20 protein-coding genes are annotated in these 23,094 nt (G+C 48.6%); 1 reads left to right on the top strand and 19 read right to left on the bottom strand.

Annotation, left to right across the window (positions count from 1 at the left end):
• Positions 1 to 15: 15 nt before the first annotated feature.
• The 18 genes from DPO_RS03140 to DPO_RS03055 all read right to left on the bottom strand — a co-directional run bounded on the left by DPO_RS03140 (position 16) and on the right by DPO_RS03055 (position 19,705).
• Positions 16 to 2,088: a sigma-54-dependent Fis family transcriptional regulator gene (locus DPO_RS03140; RefSeq protein WP_083911966.1), complete on the bottom strand. Its 2,073-nt coding sequence runs from the start codon at positions 2,086 to 2,088 to the stop codon at positions 16 to 18.
• Positions 2,089 to 2,233: 145 nt separating this feature from the next.
• Positions 2,234 to 3,226, bottom strand: coding sequence for a radical SAM protein (locus DPO_RS03135; protein WP_236609897.1), 993 nt, complete (start codon positions 3,224 to 3,226; stop codon positions 2,234 to 2,236).
• 92 nt (positions 3,227 to 3,318) lie between these two features.
• Positions 3,319 to 4,176 (bottom strand): radical SAM protein, encoded by an 858-nt coding sequence (locus tag DPO_RS03130; RefSeq protein WP_268870626.1) that lies wholly within the window; start codon positions 4,174 to 4,176, stop codon positions 3,319 to 3,321.
• 70 nt (positions 4,177 to 4,246) lie between these two features.
• Positions 4,247 to 5,320, bottom strand: a complete 1,074-nt coding sequence (locus DPO_RS03125) for a geranylgeranyl reductase family protein (protein ID WP_006964230.1) — start codon at positions 5,318 to 5,320, stop codon at positions 4,247 to 4,249.
• Positions 5,307 to 6,878 (bottom strand): lipoate--protein ligase family protein, encoded by a 1,572-nt coding sequence (locus DPO_RS23640; protein ID WP_407637403.1) that lies wholly within the window; start codon positions 6,876 to 6,878, stop codon positions 5,307 to 5,309. Before DPO_RS23640 ends, DPO_RS03125 begins: the two co-directional genes overlap by 14 nt.
• 43 nt (positions 6,879 to 6,921) lie before the next feature.
• Positions 6,922 to 7,164, bottom strand: coding sequence for a hypothetical protein (locus tag DPO_RS25085; protein ID WP_040011411.1), 243 nt, complete (start codon positions 7,162 to 7,164; stop codon positions 6,922 to 6,924).
• A 221-nt stretch (positions 7,165 to 7,385) separates the two neighbouring features.
• Complete coding sequence (locus DPO_RS03110) at positions 7,386 to 8,579, bottom strand: (Fe-S)-binding protein (protein WP_006964228.1); 1,194 nt, start codon at positions 8,577 to 8,579, stop codon at positions 7,386 to 7,388.
• Between the two features lie 2 nt (positions 8,580 to 8,581).
• The gene (locus tag DPO_RS03105) at positions 8,582 to 8,983 is read right to left on the bottom strand and encodes a glycine cleavage system protein H (RefSeq protein ID WP_051069322.1); all 402 of its coding nucleotides are present in this window, start codon (positions 8,981 to 8,983) and stop codon (positions 8,582 to 8,584) included.
• Between the two features lie 51 nt (positions 8,984 to 9,034).
• Positions 9,035 to 10,381, bottom strand: a complete 1,347-nt coding sequence (locus tag DPO_RS03100) for a cytochrome c3 family protein (protein ID WP_006964226.1) — start codon at positions 10,379 to 10,381, stop codon at positions 9,035 to 9,037.
• A complete protein-coding gene (locus tag DPO_RS03095; protein ID WP_006964225.1) occupies positions 10,378 to 10,683 on the bottom strand; it encodes a DUF6506 family protein in 306 nt (101 codons plus the stop codon). The genes DPO_RS03100 and DPO_RS03095 overlap by 4 nt, the downstream gene beginning before the upstream one ends.
• A 25-nt stretch (positions 10,684 to 10,708) precedes the next feature.
• Positions 10,709 to 11,713, bottom strand: a complete 1,005-nt coding sequence (locus DPO_RS03090; RefSeq protein WP_006964224.1) for an ATP-NAD kinase family protein — start codon at positions 11,711 to 11,713, stop codon at positions 10,709 to 10,711.
• Positions 11,714 to 11,777: 64 nt separating this feature from the next.
• Positions 11,778 to 12,845 (bottom strand): hypothetical protein, encoded by a 1,068-nt coding sequence (locus tag DPO_RS03085; RefSeq protein ID WP_006964223.1) that lies wholly within the window; start codon positions 12,843 to 12,845, stop codon positions 11,778 to 11,780.
• A 78-nt stretch (positions 12,846 to 12,923) separates the two neighbouring features.
• Positions 12,924 to 13,898: an alpha-ketoacid dehydrogenase subunit beta gene (locus DPO_RS03080; RefSeq protein ID WP_006964222.1), complete on the bottom strand. Its 975-nt coding sequence runs from the start codon at positions 13,896 to 13,898 to the stop codon at positions 12,924 to 12,926.
• An 89-nt stretch (positions 13,899 to 13,987) separates the two neighbouring features.
• Positions 13,988 to 14,947 (bottom strand): thiamine pyrophosphate-dependent dehydrogenase E1 component subunit alpha, encoded by a 960-nt coding sequence (locus DPO_RS03075; protein WP_006964221.1) that lies wholly within the window; start codon positions 14,945 to 14,947, stop codon positions 13,988 to 13,990.
• A 107-nt stretch (positions 14,948 to 15,054) separates the two neighbouring features.
• Positions 15,055 to 15,429, bottom strand: coding sequence for a Lin0512 family protein (locus DPO_RS03070; RefSeq protein WP_006964220.1), 375 nt, complete (start codon positions 15,427 to 15,429; stop codon positions 15,055 to 15,057).
• Positions 15,426 to 16,961, bottom strand: coding sequence for a lipoyl synthase (lipA, locus tag DPO_RS24395; protein ID WP_006964219.1), 1,536 nt, complete (start codon positions 16,959 to 16,961; stop codon positions 15,426 to 15,428). The genes DPO_RS03070 and lipA overlap by 4 nt, the downstream gene beginning before the upstream one ends.
• A 7-nt stretch (positions 16,962 to 16,968) precedes the next feature.
• Positions 16,969 to 18,339, bottom strand: coding sequence for a dihydrolipoyl dehydrogenase (gene lpdA / locus DPO_RS03060; protein WP_006964218.1), 1,371 nt, complete (start codon positions 18,337 to 18,339; stop codon positions 16,969 to 16,971).
• Positions 18,340 to 18,379: 40 nt separating this feature from the next.
• Complete coding sequence (locus DPO_RS03055) at positions 18,380 to 19,705, bottom strand: dihydrolipoamide acetyltransferase family protein (protein WP_236609896.1); 1,326 nt, start codon at positions 19,703 to 19,705, stop codon at positions 18,380 to 18,382.
• 454 nt (positions 19,706 to 20,159) lie between these two features.
• Here DPO_RS03055 and DPO_RS26680 point away from each other — a divergent pair, with 454 nt between their 5' ends.
• Positions 20,160 to 20,420, top strand: coding sequence for an AAA family ATPase (locus DPO_RS26680; RefSeq protein ID WP_083911964.1), 261 nt, complete (start codon positions 20,160 to 20,162; stop codon positions 20,418 to 20,420).
• A 320-nt stretch (positions 20,421 to 20,740) separates the two neighbouring features.
• Here the strand turns inward: DPO_RS26680 and pbpC are convergent, their stop codons facing one another.
• On the bottom strand, positions 20,741 to 23,056 hold the full coding sequence (gene pbpC, locus DPO_RS03050; RefSeq protein ID WP_006964215.1) for a penicillin-binding protein 1C: 2,316 nt from the start codon (positions 23,054 to 23,056) through the stop codon (positions 20,741 to 20,743).
• Positions 23,057 to 23,094: the final 38 nt, after the last annotated feature.

Genomic DNA, 23,094 nt, shown 5'->3' with positions numbered 1-23,094 from the left:
TACGGAATGCCAATATCATTTTATCCCATACTTTCTCATTTTGTCATACAGCGTGTTTCGGCCTATACCCAAGGCTTTGGCAGCCTGCGTTATGTTACCGTCATAAAACTGAATAGCCTTTTTTATATTTTCTTTTTCCAACCTGTGCAATGGTATGATATCTTTTTGGCCAATATGTGGTTTTTCAAGCTGTTTTTTTCTTATATAGGCCGGTAAGTGTCTTACGGCAAATGTATCTCCTAAAATAAAATTTACAGCACTCTCCAATACATTAACCAATTCACGCACGTTTCCCGGCCAATGATGATTTTCAAGCCAATGTAGCACATCGGGTTCTATCTTTTTGACATCCCGCCCCGCTTTTCGGGATAATTTATCAACCCAGTACCGTGTTAAAAGACCAATGTCCCCCTTTCTGGATTTTAAGGAAGGAAGTACAATGTTGATGACGTTCAGCCTGTAATATAGATCTTCTCTGAAAAGTCCTTTACTCATTTCTTCAAAAAGGCTTTTGTTGGTTGCGGCGATAATGCGGACATTAAGGTGTATAACTTTTTTGCCCCCTACAGGGGTGATCGCTTTTTCTTCCAGCACCCGCAATAAATTTATTTGCATTTCTAATGGCATTTCACTTATTTCGTCAAGGAACAGGGTCCCGCCATTCGCCGCTTCAAATTTACCAATGCTACCGCCCCGTTTGGCACCGGTAAAGGCACCGTCAACATAACCAAACAATTCGCTCTGGATTAACTCTTTAGGGATGGCACCACAATTAACCGGTATAAACGGGCCGCTACAGCAATCACTTGCACTATGAATCGCCTGGGCAAAAAGCTCTTTACCTGTGCCGCTTTCACCTAAAAGAACAATGGTGGACTTTCCGGGAGCAACCATTTTGGCTTTTTTTATGGTTTGACGGATGCTATCACTATCTCCAATAATGTCAGAAAATCGATAGCTGGCTTTCATTGCCGATGGTTTATCACTTAAAAAATAAGATCTATTTTTAGGTTTCAATGTTAAAACATAACCCAGATTATTTTTCCCTTTAGAAATAACGGGATTCGCTTTTGCACTGAAAATCCCCTTTCCCGAAGGAACTTTGACCTGAACCTCTTCTTTAATCATACCGGCCGATCTGGTCTTGAAAAAATTCTTTGATTCGCCTTGGCTTGAAACAGATGCAATTAACGATTGCCCGATCACTTCGCGGGGATGGAGGCGAAGGGTTTTGGCTGCCTTCTTATTAAGACTTGTAACGACACCTTTTGCATTTACGGCAACAATCCCCTCTGAAACAGAATTTAATATGGCTTCCAGATATTGATTCGTATCATTAAGTTGATCGTATGATTCTTCTAATACAATCCGATCCTCAATGGCATGGGCAGCTGCAACAACCATTCCCAGCTGATGCTCAGAGGCCCGTTCCCGTGGACCGGATATGTCAACAAAGCCGATTATCTCTCCGCTGCCTGTCCTGATAGGTGCGCTTGAGCAGGTCCAAGGTTGCTGACATTCACAATAATGCTCCGGCCCTGTGACCTGAGCAGGCTGACCAAATGCAAGTGAGGTTCCGATACCGTTAGTGCCAACTGCTTCTTCTGTCCAGTGAGCGCCGGGACCAAAATTAAATTTCTCTGCCCGTCTCAATGATTCCAGTTCACCCATGCTTCTGAGAATGTGACCATTTTTTCCGATCAAAACAATCATAAATCCTGATCCCCGGAGACACTGATAAAGCGTATCCAGTACCTGTTCTGCCTGGATAATGAGTTTTTCATTTCTGCTTTCAAGTTTTGTTAAAGAAAGGAAGTCTCTACCGACCCCCCCCGTATGAGGATCGATTTCCGCCTGCCGGCTTCGCATCCAGGATTGCAGGACTTTTTGGTTGAAATTGGGATCCGTGACCTTTCCGGTTTTCAAAAATTCAGCCCAGGTTTCTTTTTCCACCTTGGTAATTCTTTGCCAGGTGGCACCGTACCACTTGGGGCTGAAAATTGATTTGATTAATGCATCAGGCGTACTGCATGCTTCACTTTCCACGAAATAAAATCTATTATTCTTACGACTGAGAATATACATCATTTTCTCCTAAATCCTCATGTGGGACGTGACCCATTCTGCCTAATGTATATTATATATTATTTCAGCATGTTATCAAGATGCTATTTTTTCACACCCTATTTTAATGATCTGTAATTCTATATCATTTTCCATTGGTTTTTTTCGGTTAACAAAATTCTTTAATTTTCAGCTGTTCTCGAATCATTTTTATGTCGTCCCTATTTGGTTTAAACGGATAATTTCGCATTTCCGGGCCGGGTCTGGAATTGGCAAACGGTCTGTTGCAGGCCACTTCTCCGTCATATCCCTCACACCCGCTGGTACGGAAGGGCTCACCAGAATCTATAACATGCTCCAGCAGTTGACGGGTTATACCAAAATCCACGATTTCACTTTTTTCATTAAAAGCAAAATTTTCAGCACGGCCCAATTTTTCGTCCATAATAAACCGGGCCAGCTGGATACGACGGTAATGGTCCAGGGCCGGCATCGGATAATCACACATGCCTGAACCGGGTTCCGGGTAGAAGGAAAACAGATGGGTCCATCCCCCCATATCCTGAACCAGCTGGATGATGTTCACCATCTGTTTTTCGGTCTCCCCCATGCCGGTTACAAAATGGGAGCCGGCATGGCGGACTCCGAATATTTCAATGGCCTGTTCCAGGCGATCCAGGTAAGTTTCCCAGCAGTGCGGCCCCTTCACTCCGCTGCCGCGATACCGGTCGAACAGATTCGGTGTGGCAAGATCGATGGCCACGCCGATTTTATCTGCCCCTGCGGCTTTAATTTCCTTTAAATCTTCCCGGGTGACGATGGTTGGAGAAATTAATACGGACACCGGAATATCAAAACCGGATCGCAATTGCCTGCAAATGGTTAATGTATCACTGATGGACCGTTTGTTGGTCACCTGTGAGATGCAGATTCTTTTGACACGCCCCTGGTGACCGCCAATCCGTTGGATGATCTCGGATGTCTGATAAGTCGGCCAGGTTACGCGGATAAAGCTTTTGTCTTGATACTTCCCGGATCGCCTGCAGGACAAACCGCAGTAGGCACAGCGCGCTGCGCAGCCGTCACTATATGTTAGGAGCAGGTTTATACAGTGAAGTTTGGCATTCCTATAAAATAGGCCTTTTTTAAATCCCAGGGTCATGGCAGCTGCTAGACTCATGCGCAGATGCTCCGGGCTTTCTATTTTTTCTTCTATAAAGTATTCTATCATGATACGTCCTTAAATTGGGTTGGTTACCAGCCGGATTCAAAAAGCGCCTGGGTTACCGAGCAACAGGTTTTCTGGTAATAAATATCAATGCCATAGCTTTTGGCCCTGGCAACGGCCTCATCCGATGGCAGGGCCATACTATTCACACCGGCATCAATGGCCAGGGTTTCCAGTTGAGGATTGCCGCGCCGACGGGCACAGCCTAAGCTGATCCGGGTGGCCGGCAGACTGATCCGTGCCTCGGCGATAAGGTCGGCCACCGCCTCAGCTGTTGGAGGAGTGCTCCCCCATACCGGTGTGCCGGGGATAGGCATAAGAGAGACGATTACCAATTGTTCGACTGTGAAATCAGCGACCATTTCAATGGCCTGTTTTTCTCCCTTGATTTGCCCGTAGTTCAGTCCACAAACAATATGGGGTATCATGGGTAGTCCGACCTTCTGAACAGCGGCCATAGTATCGTAGATGCGGCTTACGCCAAAAGGGGCATGGTACATTCTTTTCAACGTCTCATCATCACCGATCACATCAATGAGCACCTGGTCCACACCGGCCCGTTTCAAACAAAGGGCTTCCGGTTCATCAATCAAGCCGCTGTGAATGGAAACCAACAGGTCTGTACGCTGCTTTATTTCCTTGATAGCCTGGATAAATCTATCCCACGGCAAATGTCCGGAAGCGTCACAGCCCCCGCTGAGAAGGACACCGTAATTCCCCATGGCTGAAAGCTCCAGACACACTGCCACCAGTTTTTCAGGCGAGGTTGCCTGCCGCATGGAAGCTAATATTTTACCCTGACAATGATCGCACTTAAAGGCGCATTTATTACCGGTTATAGAGGCAGCCGGGTATTTACCGGTTATCCCATTCTGAACAAACATCCCGGGCAGATAAAAAACAATCTTTTTACCAAAGTCTTTCCAGGAATTTTCCCGGGCTTTTTTCAAGCGTTCAATAAACAGACTCATCATAATACTCCCGGTATGCCACCCAGCATTGTTTTACAATTTTATCGAACCTGCTCCACCCGGCTTCCATCTGTTTTCGACGAAGATGCGCCCGTGCCTGGGTATCTCCAAACAGATCCTGCCATCCATGGTCATAGTCCTTTAAAATTGCCACGTCATTTGCCGCAACTGCCGCAAAAGCACATTTGCCGGCCATCCTGCCACAGGTCACAGCCGTGAATATGCCGGCACCGGTAATCGGATGGGTATGTCCGGCTGCATCCCCAACCAGCAGAATGTTACCGGTTACGGTGTTGCGCACGGGCTCTGCCGGTATCCAACCGGCGGTAAGGGTCACAGGTGCGCCATCGATCTTACCATCGAGTTTGAGCCGCTGGATAAAATTATCCAATACTTTTCGAATAGAGGGCTGGCCGCCGGAGGGCCTCACCATGCCGATCCCCACATTGGCCATTTTTCCCTTTGGAAACAGCCATCCATATCCGGCGGTGATTTCACGATCAAAATAGATTTCCGTGTGTGTCATGGGTGCTTTCAAAAGCAGTGTAATCTGTACAGCGGGCAGCAGGTGACGGTTTACAGATCCGGCCCAGCGCCCAACCGTAGATCTTGGGCCGTCCGCACCGATGATCACCTTGGGATGAACTACAAAAGCCGGTCTATTTTTAGGTGACAATATCACGTTGCCATTCGGAAGCAGTGCCGCAGCCTTGGTGGCACACCTGATTTTTGCTCCGGCTTTCCGGGCGGCGGAAGCCAGGTCCTGATCAAACACGTCCCGCCGGATGATAAACCCCGGAGCAACTGTTTTTTTTACCGGCTGCCCGGGTATCAGGGTATGCATGCTCCCTATCTTTTGAACGACGCAGTCACCTTTCAGTTCCAATTGCCCTTTGAGCACGGCAGGGATATATTCGGCGCACTGCACCGGAACGCCCACCTGCTGCCGTCTCTCTACAAGCAGCACGTTTGCACCTTTACGGGCGGCAGCAAATGCGGCACTGGAACCGGCAGGTCCGGCACCAACTACCAAAATATCACAGTCACTGGCCCTCATGGTTCTCTCTTGTTTCGGTGTCAATACAGGCAGCAGCGTTCAGCACTGTCTCCAGCAGCCCCAGATTCACCGTGGTCTGGCTTTCAAATTTTCCGGCATAGGCTTCTTTGGCCCTGTCGAGATCGTAACAGGTCGTATTGTCGATATCCAATAAGATCCCGGGGACGCCGGATTTCTTGAAATCATCCACGTGTTTTGCGAAAAAGGGCTGACAGCAGCAGCCGATATAGGACCGCACTCCGGCCTTTTTCATCTGCATTAATTCATTCCAGAGATCTTCAAAGCTGACAATGCTGATAACCCTCATCTTTTTGTCACGCCCCATGGACCAGGCGGGTCCAATGGAACACCCGGCTTCTTTGCAGATTTTACATCCTTTTTTGTATCTTAAATCACATGTGGTCAGTTTCGCACAATAGGGCAGCAGCAGCACTGACGGTTGCTGTTGAATCACCTCTTCAAATGACCCGTTGGCAACAGAAATCATATTGCAATGAGCCAGAGGAATGCCGTATTTCGTAATGGCAACCTTTTCAAGACACAGATCCAAGGGTTTGACAAAATCCTTAAAGGGCAATCCAGGAATTCGAATACGTTCCTGATCAAAAAAAGTGCGGATAATTTTATGCAGGACCTCCCGATCAAGGGATACGCCCCTGAGTTCCGCTTCCAGATCATAGAGGGCACTGCCGGGGAAGGTTAAGAAATCACCGGTAATATATATATCTTTCAACCGCTTTTGCGGCAGGTTGACCACCAGGGTAAAGCGCACCATTCCTGCTGGTGCCTTGTAAGTTGCCTGCACAGCTTCTCGTTTTTGATAATAAGGCTTGACGTTCTCGATCCAGCGGGAGGATTGAAAATGGGGCAACTTCTCCTGGTAACGTTTTTGCTCTTCTGCAGTCAAATCACCTGGTTCGAGCTTGATGTCAAGGCTGATTTCAAACCCTGTTTTAATGGCCTGTTTAATGCCAGCAAGGGACGGAACAGAACCTAACTCCCATCTCAGGCAGGTGACCCGGTCCTTAACGGAATCGATTTCTTTGGCTTTGAGCTTTTCTACCGGAATCTGAAGTGACCTGAGCATTGTATCTACATCAAAATCCACCAACATCGTGCCCTGGAACATAAAGGCATTGTCTGAATCGGTTCCGCCAGTGCCCGAAATTTTACGCCCATTGACCTCGATGTCGTTACGCGGCCTGAATCTGGCGTCAATGCCCAACATGGCAAGGGCCATGACCACAGGGTCACAAAGGGATTTGAAAAGATGGGCGTTGGGAATCGCGATATTAAAAAAAGCCTTGTCACAAAACACTTCCCAGCCCATTTGGTTTTCATCAAAAAAAATGGCCCCGCCACCTGTGATACGCCGGTTTACATCAATATTATTTACCCGACAATAACTACTGCGGATCTCTTCGGAAACAGCCTGGTGAAATCCCACTAACACTGCCCTTGGCGAGAACTGCAAAAAACGAATAGTGTTCGGGCTTTTCCCCTGGCCTTTCAGTTCCAGCAGGGTCTCATCCATGGCCATATTCTCAGCCGCTGTCATGGGTCGCGTGTCTAAAAGCCTCCAGGTTTGCATGAGATATCTCCTATGTACCGGCAATTAAACCAATATTCAATTTCACTCGCCCTGTCAGTATCTTGCCAATCTCGCAGTTACGGGCCGAATTGAGAAGTATAGTCTGCTCCCTTTGGGTTAAACTGCCGCCAAAATCAATATCAATGGTAAAGAGTGTAGATGGATCAAATCCCTTATCTGCTATACAATCAATTTGTATTTCTATCTTTTCCACTGCAATTTTTTTATGGTCTGCAACTGCAGACAAGGTCAACGCAATTCAACTTCCCAATGCGCCGGTCATATGAAACATTGGACAGATATGGCCAGTCTCAGTGCCTTCTCGACGTGACATTATAAAATTCTGTTGCTCCGAACAGATGTCTGCGTGTTTACCGTTCAATCTAACGGTTGTGTGATATTTATTCATCGGTTCTCCATATGAAAGCAACTGTCAGCTGCATTGATCCAAAAGGCGCTTAAACGCTGCCCGATCTATTCTTTCTGGGCAATCGCCTTTTGCAGCAACTGGGTAATATCCATGATCTCAATATCAATTTTGTTTCTTCTGGTATAGGTGGTCATGGTCCGTACACATTGCTGGCAAGAGGTAACAATTGCCTGGGCTCCAGTTTGCAATGCCTCTTTGATTTTTGCCTGAGCAATCTGTGAAGAGAGTCCTGTGTCGATCATTTCCAGGTTTCCGCCGCCGCCACAGCAAAGACAATTTTCACGATTGTTAGTCATCTCCACAAGTTCAATTCCCGGGATGGCTCGTATAATCTGCCGCGGGGCTTGGTATTCTCTGCTTCCGCGCCCCAGGTCACAGGGATCATGATAGGTTACTTTTAAAGACAAATCATTAAATGCAAGTTGTCCTGAGGTTATCAATTGATTTACAAATTTCGTAATATGGTAAAGCTCAAATTCCCGGGGATAATGTTCATGCCACATCTGGTAGCAGGAAGGACAGGAAAAGACCACTTTTTGAGCACCTTTAGCCCGGACCGCCTCAAGGTTATGATCAATTAACTCTTTTGCCTGATCCCTGAGCCCGGCTCCTAACAGTGGAAACCCGCAGCACCATTCTTCTCCACCCAGCAGGGTAAAATCCACCTTGGCTGCGTCAAATATATTCACCACAGCCATGGGAATGTTCTGGGCCATAGGAAAATAGGCTGAAACACAGCCAGTAAAATAGACCACGTCTGCCCGGTCTTTAATATGTCCATGAGCCGGTGCATCCGGAATATCCTCCACCCATTCGGCACGTTCCTCATTGTCTTCGTCAAAAACGTTACGGCTTTCGGCTAAATTCTCGGCAATCATATCCACTTTTTTGGGATAGGCACGGCAGTGAACCAGATCCTGCCGCAGGGACACCCACAGATCCTTGAGCTGAATACCTGACGGACATACCTGCTGACACCTGCCGCAAAGTGTGCAGGCAAACACGGTATCGCCAAAAGTTGTTAACTGTTCCTGAGGCATAGCCTGTCTGCGGAAAAACTTCTGCCAGAATCCGGAACGTGTCTGCATAATACGGCGCAGTTCATTCAGGCGCCAGACACCTGACAGGCGCCCATTCTTTGCAGCCAGTGCCGCCGGACACACATCGGCACACATACTGCATCCGGTGCAGGCATCCATCTGCAAAATTTGTGTGATAGTATAATCCGTCTGTGCCATTATCAGTCTTCTTTATATTTTTCAATGTCGGCCAGGAGCCATTCTTCAACAGCATCACTGCCATGGATCAGATTCTCTACTTCGCCCATGTCCGCCGGTTTAATCTTATACATCCATCCTTCACCGTAGCAATCCTTGTTAATGAGCATAGGATCAGTTTCAAGGGCTTGGTTTCCTTCAATCAAAACACCATTGACCGGGGCATAAACTTTTCCCAGCCATTTACCTGATTCCACCTGTGCCAGTTTTTTACCGGCTTTGAGTTTTTTCCCTGCAAAAGGGATTTTTACGAACATGATATCTCCGGCCATTTTTTGGGCAAAATCATCCATGCCCATGACCAGGATGTCTCCATCGATTCTCACCCAGTAGTGATTTTTTTCATAGTACAACTCTTCGGGCATTTCATAACCATGTAGCTCCATAATATTGTTCCTTTTATCGTTACAAACAGTTTAAATTTCCCTTTTCCCGGTACGGTCTTTTTCTGAAATCCGATTCCGGGATACGGAATTGATGACTAGTACAATGGGGGCTGTTATAATATGTCTCATACGTGTAAATGGAATCAGGGCAATAAAAACAGCGGTCAGGATGGCATGGGCATACCAAACATATCCGTAAATATCGTTTAACCCCATCATGTCTTTACACAGCAGACTGATGCCGTAGCCTGCAAAGGCCGCTTGAGACCCGTTGGGCCATCCGGTCATGGCAATACGCATCCCCTCCAAAATAAATCCCACCAGGACGATGAGTCCTATCATCGCCGTCATACCTCGCCCCGGCTTTGGCAGAGAATCGATTGTTTCACCCTGGTTCCTTCCTGTGTTAATCATAGCGGTCGTGCACCCGGCCAGGATCATCAGACCGGTCACATCAAAAAACAGGGCTCGGAAAACATGGTTCTTATCAAGCAGGGCAATGGTTACGAAACTGTCCGGAAAAATGGTCGAAAAAAAGAGTGATACCAGGCTGAAAGCAAAACGGAATACAAACGGGAAAAAGATGAGGGAATGAATAATCCAGCGGGCTTTGGACTGCTGGAAAAGCCGTTTCAACAAAATTGCTTCTACAAAGATCTCATTTAATAAATGAAAAATTCCGCCCCCAAAAAGAGCGGATGATTTGAATCGGGCCCCGGTTTTATTTTTTACAAAGATCACTGGCTCTCTTTTCGCTATTGAGCCTGAAAACCAGACGGAAACCAGTCCCAAAACACCGATGATGAAAATAAACAAAGAGACAAGGCTGGTTTTATCTTCCACTGATATCGTTGCCACATGACAGGGCATGCACAGGATACTTTTGGCCGGCAGCACCATGGTTGAAGCCCCCACGGCATTCCCCTGAAAGTGGCATTCCCCACACTGTTCCTCTGACGACGCATTTATTGCCTGGTGGAGTAGCATCTCCATACCCGGCCTGAACCCGCCGCTGAAAATGATATTTTTTGACTCGGGATCTATTGTTGGAATGCCGCCTTGTACATGACAGGCTTTACAGGTTACTCGTGTATGGGCATCATGGAGGTTTTTTTCCGTATGTGGTGCATGACATTGAACACAGTTAACCGGATCAAAATCAAGTGCTTCATGGTCTTCTTCGAGTGCCTGGGTATGACATTCCAGGCATAAAATATCACTGTGTACAGAAACTGCATGATCCTCCACCATTTCATCGTGGCATTCAAAACAATCCTCGCCTGTGTACGCGGTCGTTCCATCCAGACCGTATGCATCCCAGGGTATGTGCACAATTAGAGTCGTAAATATTATTGCTGAAATAATAGAAATTTTCATTTGAACAGCATATCTCCGCTTTTCCCTTCAAGACCCGGATGGCCGTCAAAACGGACCACGCCCACAGCCGCTTTCCCGGCCACCGCCTCTGCAATGAGTGCTGCACCCGTGTTGCCGAAGCCGCCGCACAATTCAATAGCCTCAATGCCTTCTTCAACCAGATTTACTGCAAGTGCCTGCGCCTCTTTATAGCTGCCGGCTGCAACAGCAGTTAATTCTACCTGGGGTGTCATCACGGTCTGCCGATCTTTATCAGGATCAACCCCTGGTGCCAAAAAAATAAATGCAGCTTTTAAAGCCATTTTAGTCTCCTTTTTTAAAATCTATTCAGTCTATTGCATTAGTTATGCTTCCGGCCTGAAAAATTTTCTTTTCCATTGCAACTGCCATTGTCTGATATACATCCACGACAAAAGGACCGTTCGTTGAAAGACGGATCGCGGCTTTTTGTCCCTTTTTAATCTCAACCTCACGTTCCCCATCCAGTGCTACCACGCACGGTGTAACCGTAATATCCATATTTTCATCGGGTCTCATCAAATTCATATCTTCAATCAGCACCTGTTCAACAATTCCCGGGGCTATGGGTGCTGTGACACACCGGCCTTTTTTTCCTAATTTCAGGGTCATGCCGCGGGGCTCATCCGGCGAGACAGCATTGAGCATACCGCCGATGGAAGAAAAACCGATGTTTGCAGGATGGGATCGATTCAGAAAAATCTGTTTTAATTTGTCCATTTCCCAGATGGCTCTAGATCCGACAAACAGATCCGTACTCACCACGGCATCAACCACTGCGATGTCGACAACTTTATTTTCAATGATAACTTCCAGGCGCGTGGATTGAAATGTTCCCTCTTTTTTGGAGACTTTCCCAGTACCGATCAGTCCGGCTGCAAGTCCTGCCACTGTTCCTTCGATCATATAGGGAAAAACGTTGTTCGTGCCGGTTGATAGGGGCAAAATCGGAACCTGATTCGCCCCTATAGCCACCACCCGGTTGGTACCGTCACCACCCAGGGTGATAATACAGGACGCTCCCTGCTCAGATAACAACTGAGCCGCCTTGATGGAATCACGCTGGTCGGCCTTTGCGTTAAATTGCAGTCGTTCTGCGGTAAATTCTTCTTCCACCCCCTCCATGGCCTTTTCCACTATCCCGTGGTAATCTGGCATAAAAGCCACATGCTCAATACCTGTGGCTTTCAGACCTAGAAGAACGCGACGCACAATGCGGATTTTTTCCTGGTTGTCGAATACACTGCTGTAGGCGACTAACCGGCGGATATCTTTTCCTGATGCTGGATTGGCGACGATACCGATCAATGACATGTTTATCCTTATTTAATGCTCTCAGGGTTTTTTCCCGTTGCACCAGCGGAGAAGTTTTTTAAAATTATCCGTCAACATCTTCCCAGGTACCGGGTGTTTTCTGTCCGGTCCAAAGATAAGGTTTTTCAAGACCGATTCCAAAAATTAATGGAATGACAAAAGACCAGTTCACACCCATATATCCGTATGTCAACGCCTCATTCATGTCAGTAAAGACTGACCCGATAAGGGATTTCAAAAAACCAGTCACTACAAAAATAAGGGCTATGGCAAACACACTGGCTGCGATTCCACCCCAAGGCATAGGAATTTTGGTAAAGGGCCAGTTATGCAGCGGAATAAGTACACCGTAAACGACTGAACATCCAACCATGAACCAGAGCAGCCAGTTATTGTCCGGTGTTAAATATCCGAGATTCCAAAATGTCGAAACGCCATCCTGTTTAAGATCCCAGACCCCCATTAGCTTAGAAGCCCACAGGAAAATGCATATACAGAGAAACAAAATCAACATCTGAGTTATTGATTTAACCGGCTGAGGCATTTTACGGGTCCAATAAGCCAACAGTGTAGTAGCTGATCCCATTTGGAGAAATGGAAACCACCATGCCGGTATCCAGCGCAAACCTGTATTGGTGATAATATAGGTCAATCCCCATATCAGCAGCAGGAGTACAGAAAATTGTCGTGCAGGACTAAGATTAGCCACTATCCAATTTTCGCCGGTAAAAGAAAAAAATGCCAGAAGGAAATAAATACTACCGACAATTGGAAAGACCCATCCTGCTCCCAGACCAGTCCAATAAATCCCTTTTGCAGTCAACCAGCCCAAAATCCAGGACACGACTATTATGACAATACCTTTCACTAAAGGATTTTCAATCGAATTAAACGGCCAATTACCCACGACCACAAATAGAAGCGCCCACCACAGGGCCATGAGTTGTAATGTGACATTGTCAAACCAGTACCACGCCTGTATATCATCTCCTGTCCACGGGCCAATCGGTGATGCTTTCATCCATATATTTACGATGATGCATGAAATAATGGTCAGACCATAGATTAATACCAAACCTTTAATTGCAGTCCCCATGCGCAATGGAGCCACTTCAATTTCATTGTTCTCCATGATTTACCTCCATTTTATAATTAGAATTGAGTGCCTTTTCTAAAATGCCAGCCAAAAAAGACACTCAATTTCTGCAATTTATGCCATTACTTTCTTAACAGCATCAATGAGCTGCGCTTCGCTGGGAATAAAAGCCTGTTCCAGTGGTGGTGAAAAAGGAATCGGACAAAAAGGTGCAGCCACGCGTACGATCGGTGCATCCAGGTAATCAAAGGCGTCTTCAGCCACCTGGGCAGCGATTTCAGCGCCTGATCCGGCAAATTTGACCTCTTCATGCATCACCACCAGCCGGTGGGTCTTTTTAACGGAACCGATAATGGTCTCCATATCCAGTGGATACAGTGTCCGGGGGTCTACCACTTCAAGACTGATACCATCTGAAGCAAGTTTTTCGGCTGCGCCTAAAGCGGTATGGACCATATTGGCCGTTGCAACAATAGTGACATCTTTGCCTTCGCGTTTAATATCCGCCTTGCCAAAGGGAATCGTGTAATCTCCTTCTGGAACTTCCCCTTCCATGGCATAAAGTATTTTATGTTCAAGGAAAACAACCGGGTTGTCATCACGGATCGCTTCGATCAAAAGCCCTTTGGCATCCGCAGGTGTGCTGGGCATGACGACTTTCAATCCCGGCAGATGCATGAACAGGGCTTCCAAACATTGGGAGTGCTGGGCGGCAGCCCCGATTCCGGCACCGCATGCTGTGCGCATCACCATCGGGATTTTGGCTTTCCCCCCAAACATATATTTCATTTTTGCACCCTGGTTATAAAGCTGGTCCAGGGCCACACCGATGAAATCGACAAACATCAATTCGACAACAGGCCTTAAGCCGGCACTTGCCGCACCAACCGCCGTGCCGAGAATGGCGCTTTCAGTAATAGTAGTATCTTTGACCCGTTTATCACCAAACTTGTCAATAAGCCCGGCCGTCACACCAAAGCACCCTCCAAAAATTCCGACATCCTCTCCTGCGACATAAACATTGGGGTCACGTTCCATTTCAATAACATGGGCGTCGTTTATTGCTTCTGCAAAAGTCATATTAGGCATTTTGTTAATCCTCCTTGTTGGATTCTTATCTTTGATTGAATTTTTTTACTGGTTACGATTAAAGATGTTTTTAAAAATATTCCCATTGGTTAGGTATACACATCCTCCAACAGTTCAGACACATCTGGAAGCGGGCTTTCGTCAGCAAATTTTTCAGCTGCGGCCAGTTCCTTTTGAAGCTCTGTTTGAATTTCTTCAATTTTGTTTTCTGTAAGCAGTCCCATCTCCAACAATTTTTTTTCTAACCTTGGAATCGGATCTTTTTCTTTCCATTCGGCAACTTCATCGTCATCACGATAAGAGCACGGATCTCCTTCAAAATGTCCTCTGTGGCGATAGGTTTTACATTCAATCAAAGACGGTCCCTTTCCCTGTCGGGCCCGTTTTACAGCTTCAGATGCTGCTTCACAAACGGCGATAACATCATTTCCGTCCACAACCACGCCGGGTATATCGTATCCTGCTGCACGATCGGCAACATTGGGAACACACATGGAATTAAGCGTGCAGGAGGAGATACCGTACATATTATTTTCATTAACAAACACCACCGGCAGTTTCCAGCAAGCCGCCAGATTCATTGCTTCGTGGGTCGTACCCTGGTTAGAGGCACCGTCACCAAAAAAACAGACAGCGACATTGTCATTACCCATATACTGGGACGCCAGGGCTGCACCGGAAGCCAATGGAGGCCCACCGCCCACAATACCGTTAGCCCCCATAATACCAAGGTCAAGATCAGCGATATGCATTGAACCGCCTTTACCTTTGCAGTAGCCGGTCTTCTTCCCGAACAACTCTGCCATCATCTTGTTGATATCACCGCCTTTGGCAAGAAGATGTCCATGGCCCCGGTGTGTACTGGTGATATAATCATTGTTAGTTAAATTTTCACACACCCCTGTGGCCACAGCCTCTTCCCCCACATACAGATGAACAAATCCCGGGATTTTACCGTCGGCAAACAGCTCGGCAACCCGATTTTCAAAAGTTCGAATCTTGACCATAGTCGTGTACATTTTTACTAATTGTTCATTGGTCAGTTCCATTGGTTTCCTCCTTGATTGTTAAGATTAATAAACAGCGTCATATGATACTGTTTGATTTATTGTTTAGACTCTATACCTTCACTCCACACAGCAAACATAAATTCCATTCAAGATTTCAGTTCAGGAATGGAAACCGTCACAGCGGCATTGGCTACAACGATTTGATCACAATCAGTTGCAAAATTGGGGACACACAACCCCGCCACTCTCATCCCGCCATTTACAGAACTGACGGTTTTCTTTCCGATGGGTGCCATCTTTTCGACCTGCAACAGGTCTACATCTTCCGGCTTTGGTGAGGCTACAACGATATCAACCGAAACCGCATTGAGATCCTCTATACCCAAGATTTCCACCAACCCGCACAAGCAACTTTTTGAAATCGCGTCTTTCACTGCTCTGCAGGCCGCCTTGGTAAAGTCTTCTCCATGCAGATCAATCCCTGTTCCGATTTCAACGATAAACCGTTTTGAATTCATCATCCTGCCTTTCTATGGGAGCCGTTATTGGACCCGCCCCCGGTTTTGCCTATCATGTCCCCGGCATGATAGGAACTTCTGACAAGCGGCCCTGAGGATACGTGCTTAAACCCGATATCGTTGGCCGTTTTGGCCCACACATCGAATTCCTCGGGCGGCACATATCGAGCCACCATCGCATGGTCCCCTGAGGGAGCCAGATACTGTCCAATGGTCAGCGATTGACAACCGGAAGATTTTAAATCATTAAGGGTGTTCTTTATCTCATCGCAGGTTTCACCCAGGCCCAGCATCAAACCTGATTTAACCAGAAGACCCTGGTCCGAGGCATAAGATAAAATTCTCAAAGAGCGCCGGTAGTCAGCCTTGGGCCTAATTCTGTCATACAGCCGGGGAACGGTTTCAATGTTGTGGTTGAATACATCCGGCCTTGCCGCGCATACCGTTTCAAGGGACGAGGTCTGCCCTTGAAAATCTGGCACCAGCACCTCCACTGACACATCGGGGCAATCCTGCCGGATACGATGGATGGTCGCTGCGAACAGACCGGCACCACCGTCCGGCAAATCATCCCGGGTCACTGAAGTTACAACCGCATGGGTCAATCCCATTTCACTCACTGCCATGGCAACCCGTTCAGGCTCCCGGTAATCGACAGGATAGGGGATGCCCTTATCCACAGCACAAAATCGACATCTGCGGGTGCAGCGTGTTCCCAGGATCATGAAGGTGGCAGTCCCCTGGTGAAAACATTCTCCCTGATTCGGGCAGTGGGCGGTCTGGCAGACGGTGGCCAGATCCAAGCGCTCCAACCGCGTCTCCATTCCCCTGACAGCTTCAAGGTCATCTGCAGGTTTGATTAACCATTTAGGGCGCTTATCGGGCCCTGGAATTAGCACCCGGGTGTTGTAGCCCAGTCGACGGGAAAAATGATCAACCACTAACTTTTTAACCGTTGACATATCAAACGCCTCCCCCGTCTCTATATCCATGGACGTTATTTTTGCTCCCTTTTGTCCGCAGGGATTAATCAGGTCAAACCAGTGGGGATCGATGCTGACATTCAGGGCAATCCCGTGGTAAGTCACCTTTTTTTTCACCGCCAAGCCGACGCTGGCGATTTTAGCGTCATTGACCCATAAACCGGGCTGTCCCTTTTTTAACTCAGGAACCAGATGATAATCTTCAAGCACATCAGATACACTGCCTGTTAACTGCGTTAAAAAGACGTGAATGTCAGTGTCACTGATGTTAATAATAGGATAAATAACCAGTTGTCCGGGACCGTGAAAGGTTGCCCTCCCGCCCCTGTCCACTTTTTGCAGATAGACACCTTTTGGGGCCAAAAACTCTTTCGCTACACGAAGATCTTCCAGGCTTCCACTCCGTCCGATGGTAATAACCGGTGGGTGTTCAACCAGGATCAGACTATCCGGAATATGGCCTTTTATCCGATCAGCGACCAGCTGGTGCTGGCGGCTAAGAGCTTGATCATAATCAAGCCTCCCCAGGTCAATAGTTTGAAGATCTTTCATTTTAAAACTACCCTTTAGGCAGGAATAATGCCCAGCCGCCGGCGTCTCTGGCCGCATCAACCACAGCTTCAGAAAAAGTGGGATGCACCCGGATACTCCTGGCCAGCTCCTGAACTGTACATTCAAGCTGCATGGCCATAACCGCTTCGCCAATTACTTCGGTGGCGTTGGATCCGACGATATGTACTCCAAGAATCTCACCATATTTGGTATCAAAGACCACTTTCACAGCACCGTCCACCTGGTTGCGAACCATGGCCAGGCCATTGACGGCATAGGGGAATGCCCCGGTTTCAACATCATAACCTTTTTCTTCGGCTTCATCTTCGGACAGCCCCACCGAACCCATTTCAGGCTGGGTCCACAGGCATCTGGGGATCAGATGAAACGGGTAGCAATTGTCTTGTCCCATTGCGTTTTCTGCTGCAAAGACCGCCATGGAGGAAGCTGTATGGCTGAGCATTGAGCCGCCGGTTACATCGCCGATGGCAAAAATACCTTCAACGCTGCTCTCGAGTCTGTCATTCACCTGGATACCGTTGTCATCATTTAATTTGACGCCAAGCTCTTCCAACCCCAGATCTTTGGTATTGGGGATCCTTTTTGATACCAAGACTTTCTTCACGGTAACGCTTTCCTCTTTGGCACCAGAAAGCACACAGACAGAACCTTTTTTGGTGGTTTTAACTGACTCCACAGATGCTTTGGGAATAATTTGAACACCCTTTTCCCTTAAGGCCTGTGCAATCCTCTGGCTGGTTTCCGAATCTTCCCCGGGTAGAATTCGTGCAGCGTTTCCTACCATGGTAACGCTGCATCCGAATGTATTGAGCAAAAAGGCCATCTCCACCTCAATGTAACCGAACCCGCAAACCAGGATCGATTCCGGCACTTCCGTCATTTCCAGCACATCATCGGTGGTCATGCCCGCTTTATCCAGTCCCGGTATATCAGGTGCTTCCAAAGAGCTGCCTGTGGCCACGATGATCTTTTTGGTTTCAATGGTCTGACCGTCCACATCGACTTCCCGCGGACTTTTTATAACTGCACGCCCCTTAATGAACTCAACACCGTTGTTTTGCATCAGTGCTTCCATACCCATTTGGATCTCGGCTGAAACCCCGCTTTTTCTTTCTTTGAGGGTGTTGAGATCAATCTCTTCGGAACTGAAATTGATACCGAAGGCATCGGCTTTTTTCATCTGACTGTAGAGATCCCCGGCCTTCAGCCAGACCTTACTGGGAATACAACCCCTGTTCACACATGTCCCGCCTGTTTCACCGCATTCCGCTAAAATAACGTTTGCACCTAACTGGGCAGCCCTAATTGCAGCGGCATAACCGCCTGAGCCTCCGCCTATTATCATTACATCGTACATTATTATTCCTTGTTGGATTTAATGGTTTAAATTTGAAATGTCAGGCCATGATCAGCATCGGTTGTTCAAGATACCGGGCCAAGTCTTTTAAAAAAGTCATGGCAGGCGCACCATCAACAATTCTGTGATCAAAAGTCAGACTGAGTGTCATCATATGCCGGATGGTAATTTCGCCATTAAATACACTTGGCTTTTCAATCACACGGCCCACACCCAAAATACCGGTTTCCGGCGGATTGAGCACCGGGGTGAATCCATCCATGCCGAGCATGCTGACATTACTGATAGTAAAGGTCCCATTGGTAACTTCTTCCATTACCAGACCAGCTTCCCGCGCCTTTTTCGCCAGCACCCTGACTTCCCTGGCGATTTGCAGGAGATTTTTCTTTTCTGCGTTACGCAGCTTTGGAACGATGAGCCCTTCCGGAAGTGCTACAGCAATACCCAGATGAACATTGCCATGGCACAAAATCTCTTCACCGACCAGTGTGGAGTTCATGATGGGGTGTTTCATCAATGCCCGGGCAGTTGCCATTACGATGATATCGTTATATGAAATTTTTACGGAATCGTCCTTTTTATACTCAGCTTTGATAAGTTCCTTGAACCGTACCATTTCCGTGACATCCACCTCAGTGAATGTGGTCAGCTGGGCAGCATTCTGCAAACTGGCATGCATATTGTCTGCGATGGCTCTGCGCATCCCTTCAAACGGGATTACCTTCGGTTGTGCAGGCGTATCCTGCGCATCAGTTTTTCCCGATGCCAGGAAATTTTCTACATCCTGTCGTGTGATTTTTCCGTTTTCTCCTGTCCCGGTAATATCTTCGATATTCAGCCCCTCCTGTTTTGCCATTTCAGCGGCCAGAGGGCTTATTTTAGGAGCGGGAGGCCCTTCTTCATGGAATTTAACGACATCGGCCTCTTTTACCTTTCCATCGGGACCTGACCCCGGAACCAATGTCAAATCAACCCCCAGTTCTTTGGCTACCCGACGGGCCGAAGGGGTCGATAATATTGGCTTCTTTTCTTTTGGCCCAGTTTCAGCCTCTTTGGAGGTTGATGGTGCTGCATTTGCATCCATTTCAACTACTTCACCAGCTTGGATACCTTCTATCCGCTCAGGCTGCTCTCCTTCTTCGGCTATAACCGCTACAATTGTCCCAACAGGAACGGTCTCACCTGCAGGTACGACGATCTGAAACAAAGTGCCAATTCCGGATGCTTCGATCTGGTTGGTGATCTTTTCGGTCTCGACCTCGAATAGATTTTCTCCTTTCTCAACGGCATCCCCTTCATTTTTATACCACTTGGATACTTTACCCACTTTCATAGTCATACCCAGTTTCGGCATGGTTACATTCACGCTCAATTTGCAGTCCTCCTTAGAAAAAAACTAATTAAAAATTATGAACAACGAATATGCTCTATAATAGCAAGGGGAATGCCACTACGAGGAAAGATGCCTTTTGCTCCTTGCCTATTAACATAATTGTCTTTAATATCAAGTAATTATGTAAAAAAGCTCAATAAAAAATTGGATTACAAGGATATAAAAGTTGAAAGGCGTAGAGTATAAAAAAATCTTTAAGCGTTCAGATTTCGAACAGTGCTGTGATGAGACCCAAATTGATGATAATACAGGCAAGTTTCAAGCATCGTCATATTTTCGAACAGTGTTAGAATAATGAACAATTAGCCATCCAATCCCTCCATGAAACAGAGTGTCTTTTCACCCGAGAACAACTTATAGAAAGGGCACTAAAAAATCAGCATAGGCCGCTTTACATTGGGAGATATAGAAAAAGTTTTGATAGAAAATGAGAGCGTGGGAAAAAATCGTTGAAGTTTCAAAGTCTGTGAGTAGTAAGGGCCTCGTTAAGGCAGCACAAGAATTACGTTCAAACACTGGAATCGAATCCGGGACCATTACAAGTTTTTTAAATGAGCTTTTACATCCATCAACAAAGAATCGAATCATAGTCTGTGATGAGGCAACCATGTTGGGCAGTCTCCAGGCCGAAGGTTTAGTTGATCGCTGTAACGGAGACCATGAACGTATTCTTTGGAAGAATATTTAGAATTATGACTGAGGACTACATCAACAATGGATTTCCCCAAGTGCTAAATTTAGAGGCAACAATATTATTAAAAGTCCTGGTGGCTATAGTTGCAGAGTCATTTTTCTTGCACTGAAGCGCTGGGACCACAGAGGTGCCTGGATGATATGGAGATAAATCGGTATTTGCCGAAAATGACAGCGCTGCAATTTTCGGCAAATGGTATTGGAACGATGGTCAAACCAGGCCCAGGCGCACATGGCGCGCACCCGTTCATTGCCCGGCAGATCGGCAGCCGGCCAGGGGGCATTTCTGGGGCAGACGTTCCGGCACCGGCCGCATCAATCCAGTGACAGGACGGTAAACTGGACCATATCCACGTGGCCCTTGTCATCGGCCACGGCCAGCTGGTAGGCACCGGGGGGCGGCAGGGCAATGGCGCCGGTGCTGCCGGCCGGGATCACGGCAACGGGTTCGCCGTTCAGGAACCAGTGCAGCCGGCCGGAGCCGCCGAGAGCCGACAGCGGGATATCCGGGACGGCCGTCTGTCCGGGGGGCCTGGACATCATGCTGCCGGGAAAGATCGAGGTGATGCGGATCCGGGTGCCCGTCAACGGGGCGATATCCGGGCAGTCCGGGGAGGCTTCCGGAATAATGTTTCGGGCCTTCCAGGCAGAGGGGAGCCAGGGTTCGGCCGCTGCGGGCCATACAGACCGGGTGACGGTGTGGATTCCGCCGCAGGAGGGGCTGGCCCGGCGGCCGGAGGCATCCACCCAGAACGTGTGCGAAAGGGTGGCTGCCGGCGCGTCGTCCGGGTTCAGGGTCGGCGGGAACTGGTGGTCCAGGATCCAGGCATCGTGGGTGACAACACAGTCTTCTCTGGTCTGTGATTTCATTGTGCCCTGGGGCCAGCAGATCGGTTCCAGTGTGACGGAGTCCGGCTGTTTTTTCCTGAAATCAGACATGGGCAGACTTTCAATCACCCGCTGCAGCAAAGGGATGGCCGTGACGGCGCCGTATTGCCCGGGACAGGGCGTTCCGTCCGGCCGCCCCACCCAGACGCCGGCCACATACTCCCCCATGATGCCGAATGCCCAGGCATCCCTGAAACCATAACTGGTGCCCGTTTTCCACGCCATGGGGGTCCGGCCGGAAAGGCGGCTGATCCCTTCGAATCCCGGCATGGGCTGGGACAGGATCCGGCTGATGATCCAGGCCGCGCCTTCGGACATCAGGTACCGTTCCCGGACGGGATCGCTTTTCAGCAGTCTGGGCATGCCCGTCAGGCCGCCCCGGGCCAGGGCGGAATACAGGACCAGGATGGATTCAAGGCGGGTGCCCAGCCCGCCGAGGACCATGCTGAGGTTGGGCCGCCCGGACATGTCCAGAACGGCGCCGGCATTGACCAGCCGGTCATGAAACCTCTGGGGTCCGAACGCTTCCAGGACCTGGACGGCCGGGACATTCAGGGAGCGCCTCAATGCCTGAGTCATGGTGACCGGTCCGGAAAACCCCCGGGAAAAATTGCCCGGGTCGTACTCTTTCCGGAACCGGGGGGTATCCATCAACAGGGAATGGGAATGAATGATGCCCTCATCCAGGACCATGCCGTATAAAAACGGCTTTAATGCGGAACCGGGGGACCGGACCGCCCTTATCATATCCACATGGCCGTTTCTGTCCTTACTGGAAAAATCTGAAGAGCCGACATAGGCAAGCACCTCCAGCGTCTGAAGGTTCATGACCATGGCAGCGCCGGACTGGTGTTTTCCCAGTGGGGTGACATACTCCATGACCATGTCCTGAAGATGGCGCTGGAGATCGTAGTCAATGGTTGTGTGCAGAAGCGGGCGGCCCCGGGCGGATGAAAACAGCCGTCTGGCGAGAATCGGGGCATCCATGGGCGGGTGGAACCGGAATGCCGCCACGGTCTCCTGTTTGGCCGCCCTGACCTGTTCCGGGGACCACACCCCGAATTCCGCCATCCGGTCCAGCACTTTGTCCCTTGCGGCCCGGGCCCGTTCCGGGTGACGGTCCGGCCGGTAAAAACTGGGCGCCTGGGGGAGCACGGCCAGCAACGCAGCCTGGGCATGGGAAAGCCGGTCCGCTTTTTTCCCCAGCCAGGTAAAGCTCGCGGTCTGGACCCCTTCGATGTTGGCACCGAACGGGGCATAATTGAGATACAGGGTGAGAATCTCATTTTTGGACAGGTGGGCCTCCAGCTGGAACGCCCGCAATATCTGTGTCATCTTGCCGGCCAGGGTGCGCCGGTTGGGGTAGAGAATCCTGGCCACCTGCATGGTCAGGGTGGAACCGCCGGACACGATCCGGCCGGCCCGGATATTCTGTATCAGGGCCCTGAAAAAAGAGAACGGATTCACACCGGGGTGGTAATGAAACCACCGGTCTTCATAGGTCAGCAGCGCCTGGATGTAGAGCGGTGAGACGGACGCAGGGTCGGTGGGGTACCGCCATACCCCGTTTTCATCGGCAAACGCCCTCAAGGGCGTCCCGTCTCTGGCCAGCACCAGCGTTGACCAGGGCCGGTCTTCCAGCCGGAGCGGACACACAGTATCCAGCACCACCAGACAAAGGATCACGACGGCGGCAGCCGCCGCAGCCGCTGCCGGGAATCTTTTTTTTATGCGCAGGGGCATGGGGGTTTATATGAAAGTTTTAAGTGTTCAGTTTCAAG

The sequence above is a fragment of the Desulfotignum phosphitoxidans DSM 13687 genome (assembly GCF_000350545.1).
GTDB lineage: Bacteria > Desulfobacterota > Desulfobacteria > Desulfobacterales > Desulfobacteraceae > Desulfotignum > Desulfotignum phosphitoxidans.
The sequence above is the reverse complement of the archived record's forward strand: the minus strand, read 5'-3'. Positions and strand labels throughout refer to the sequence as shown.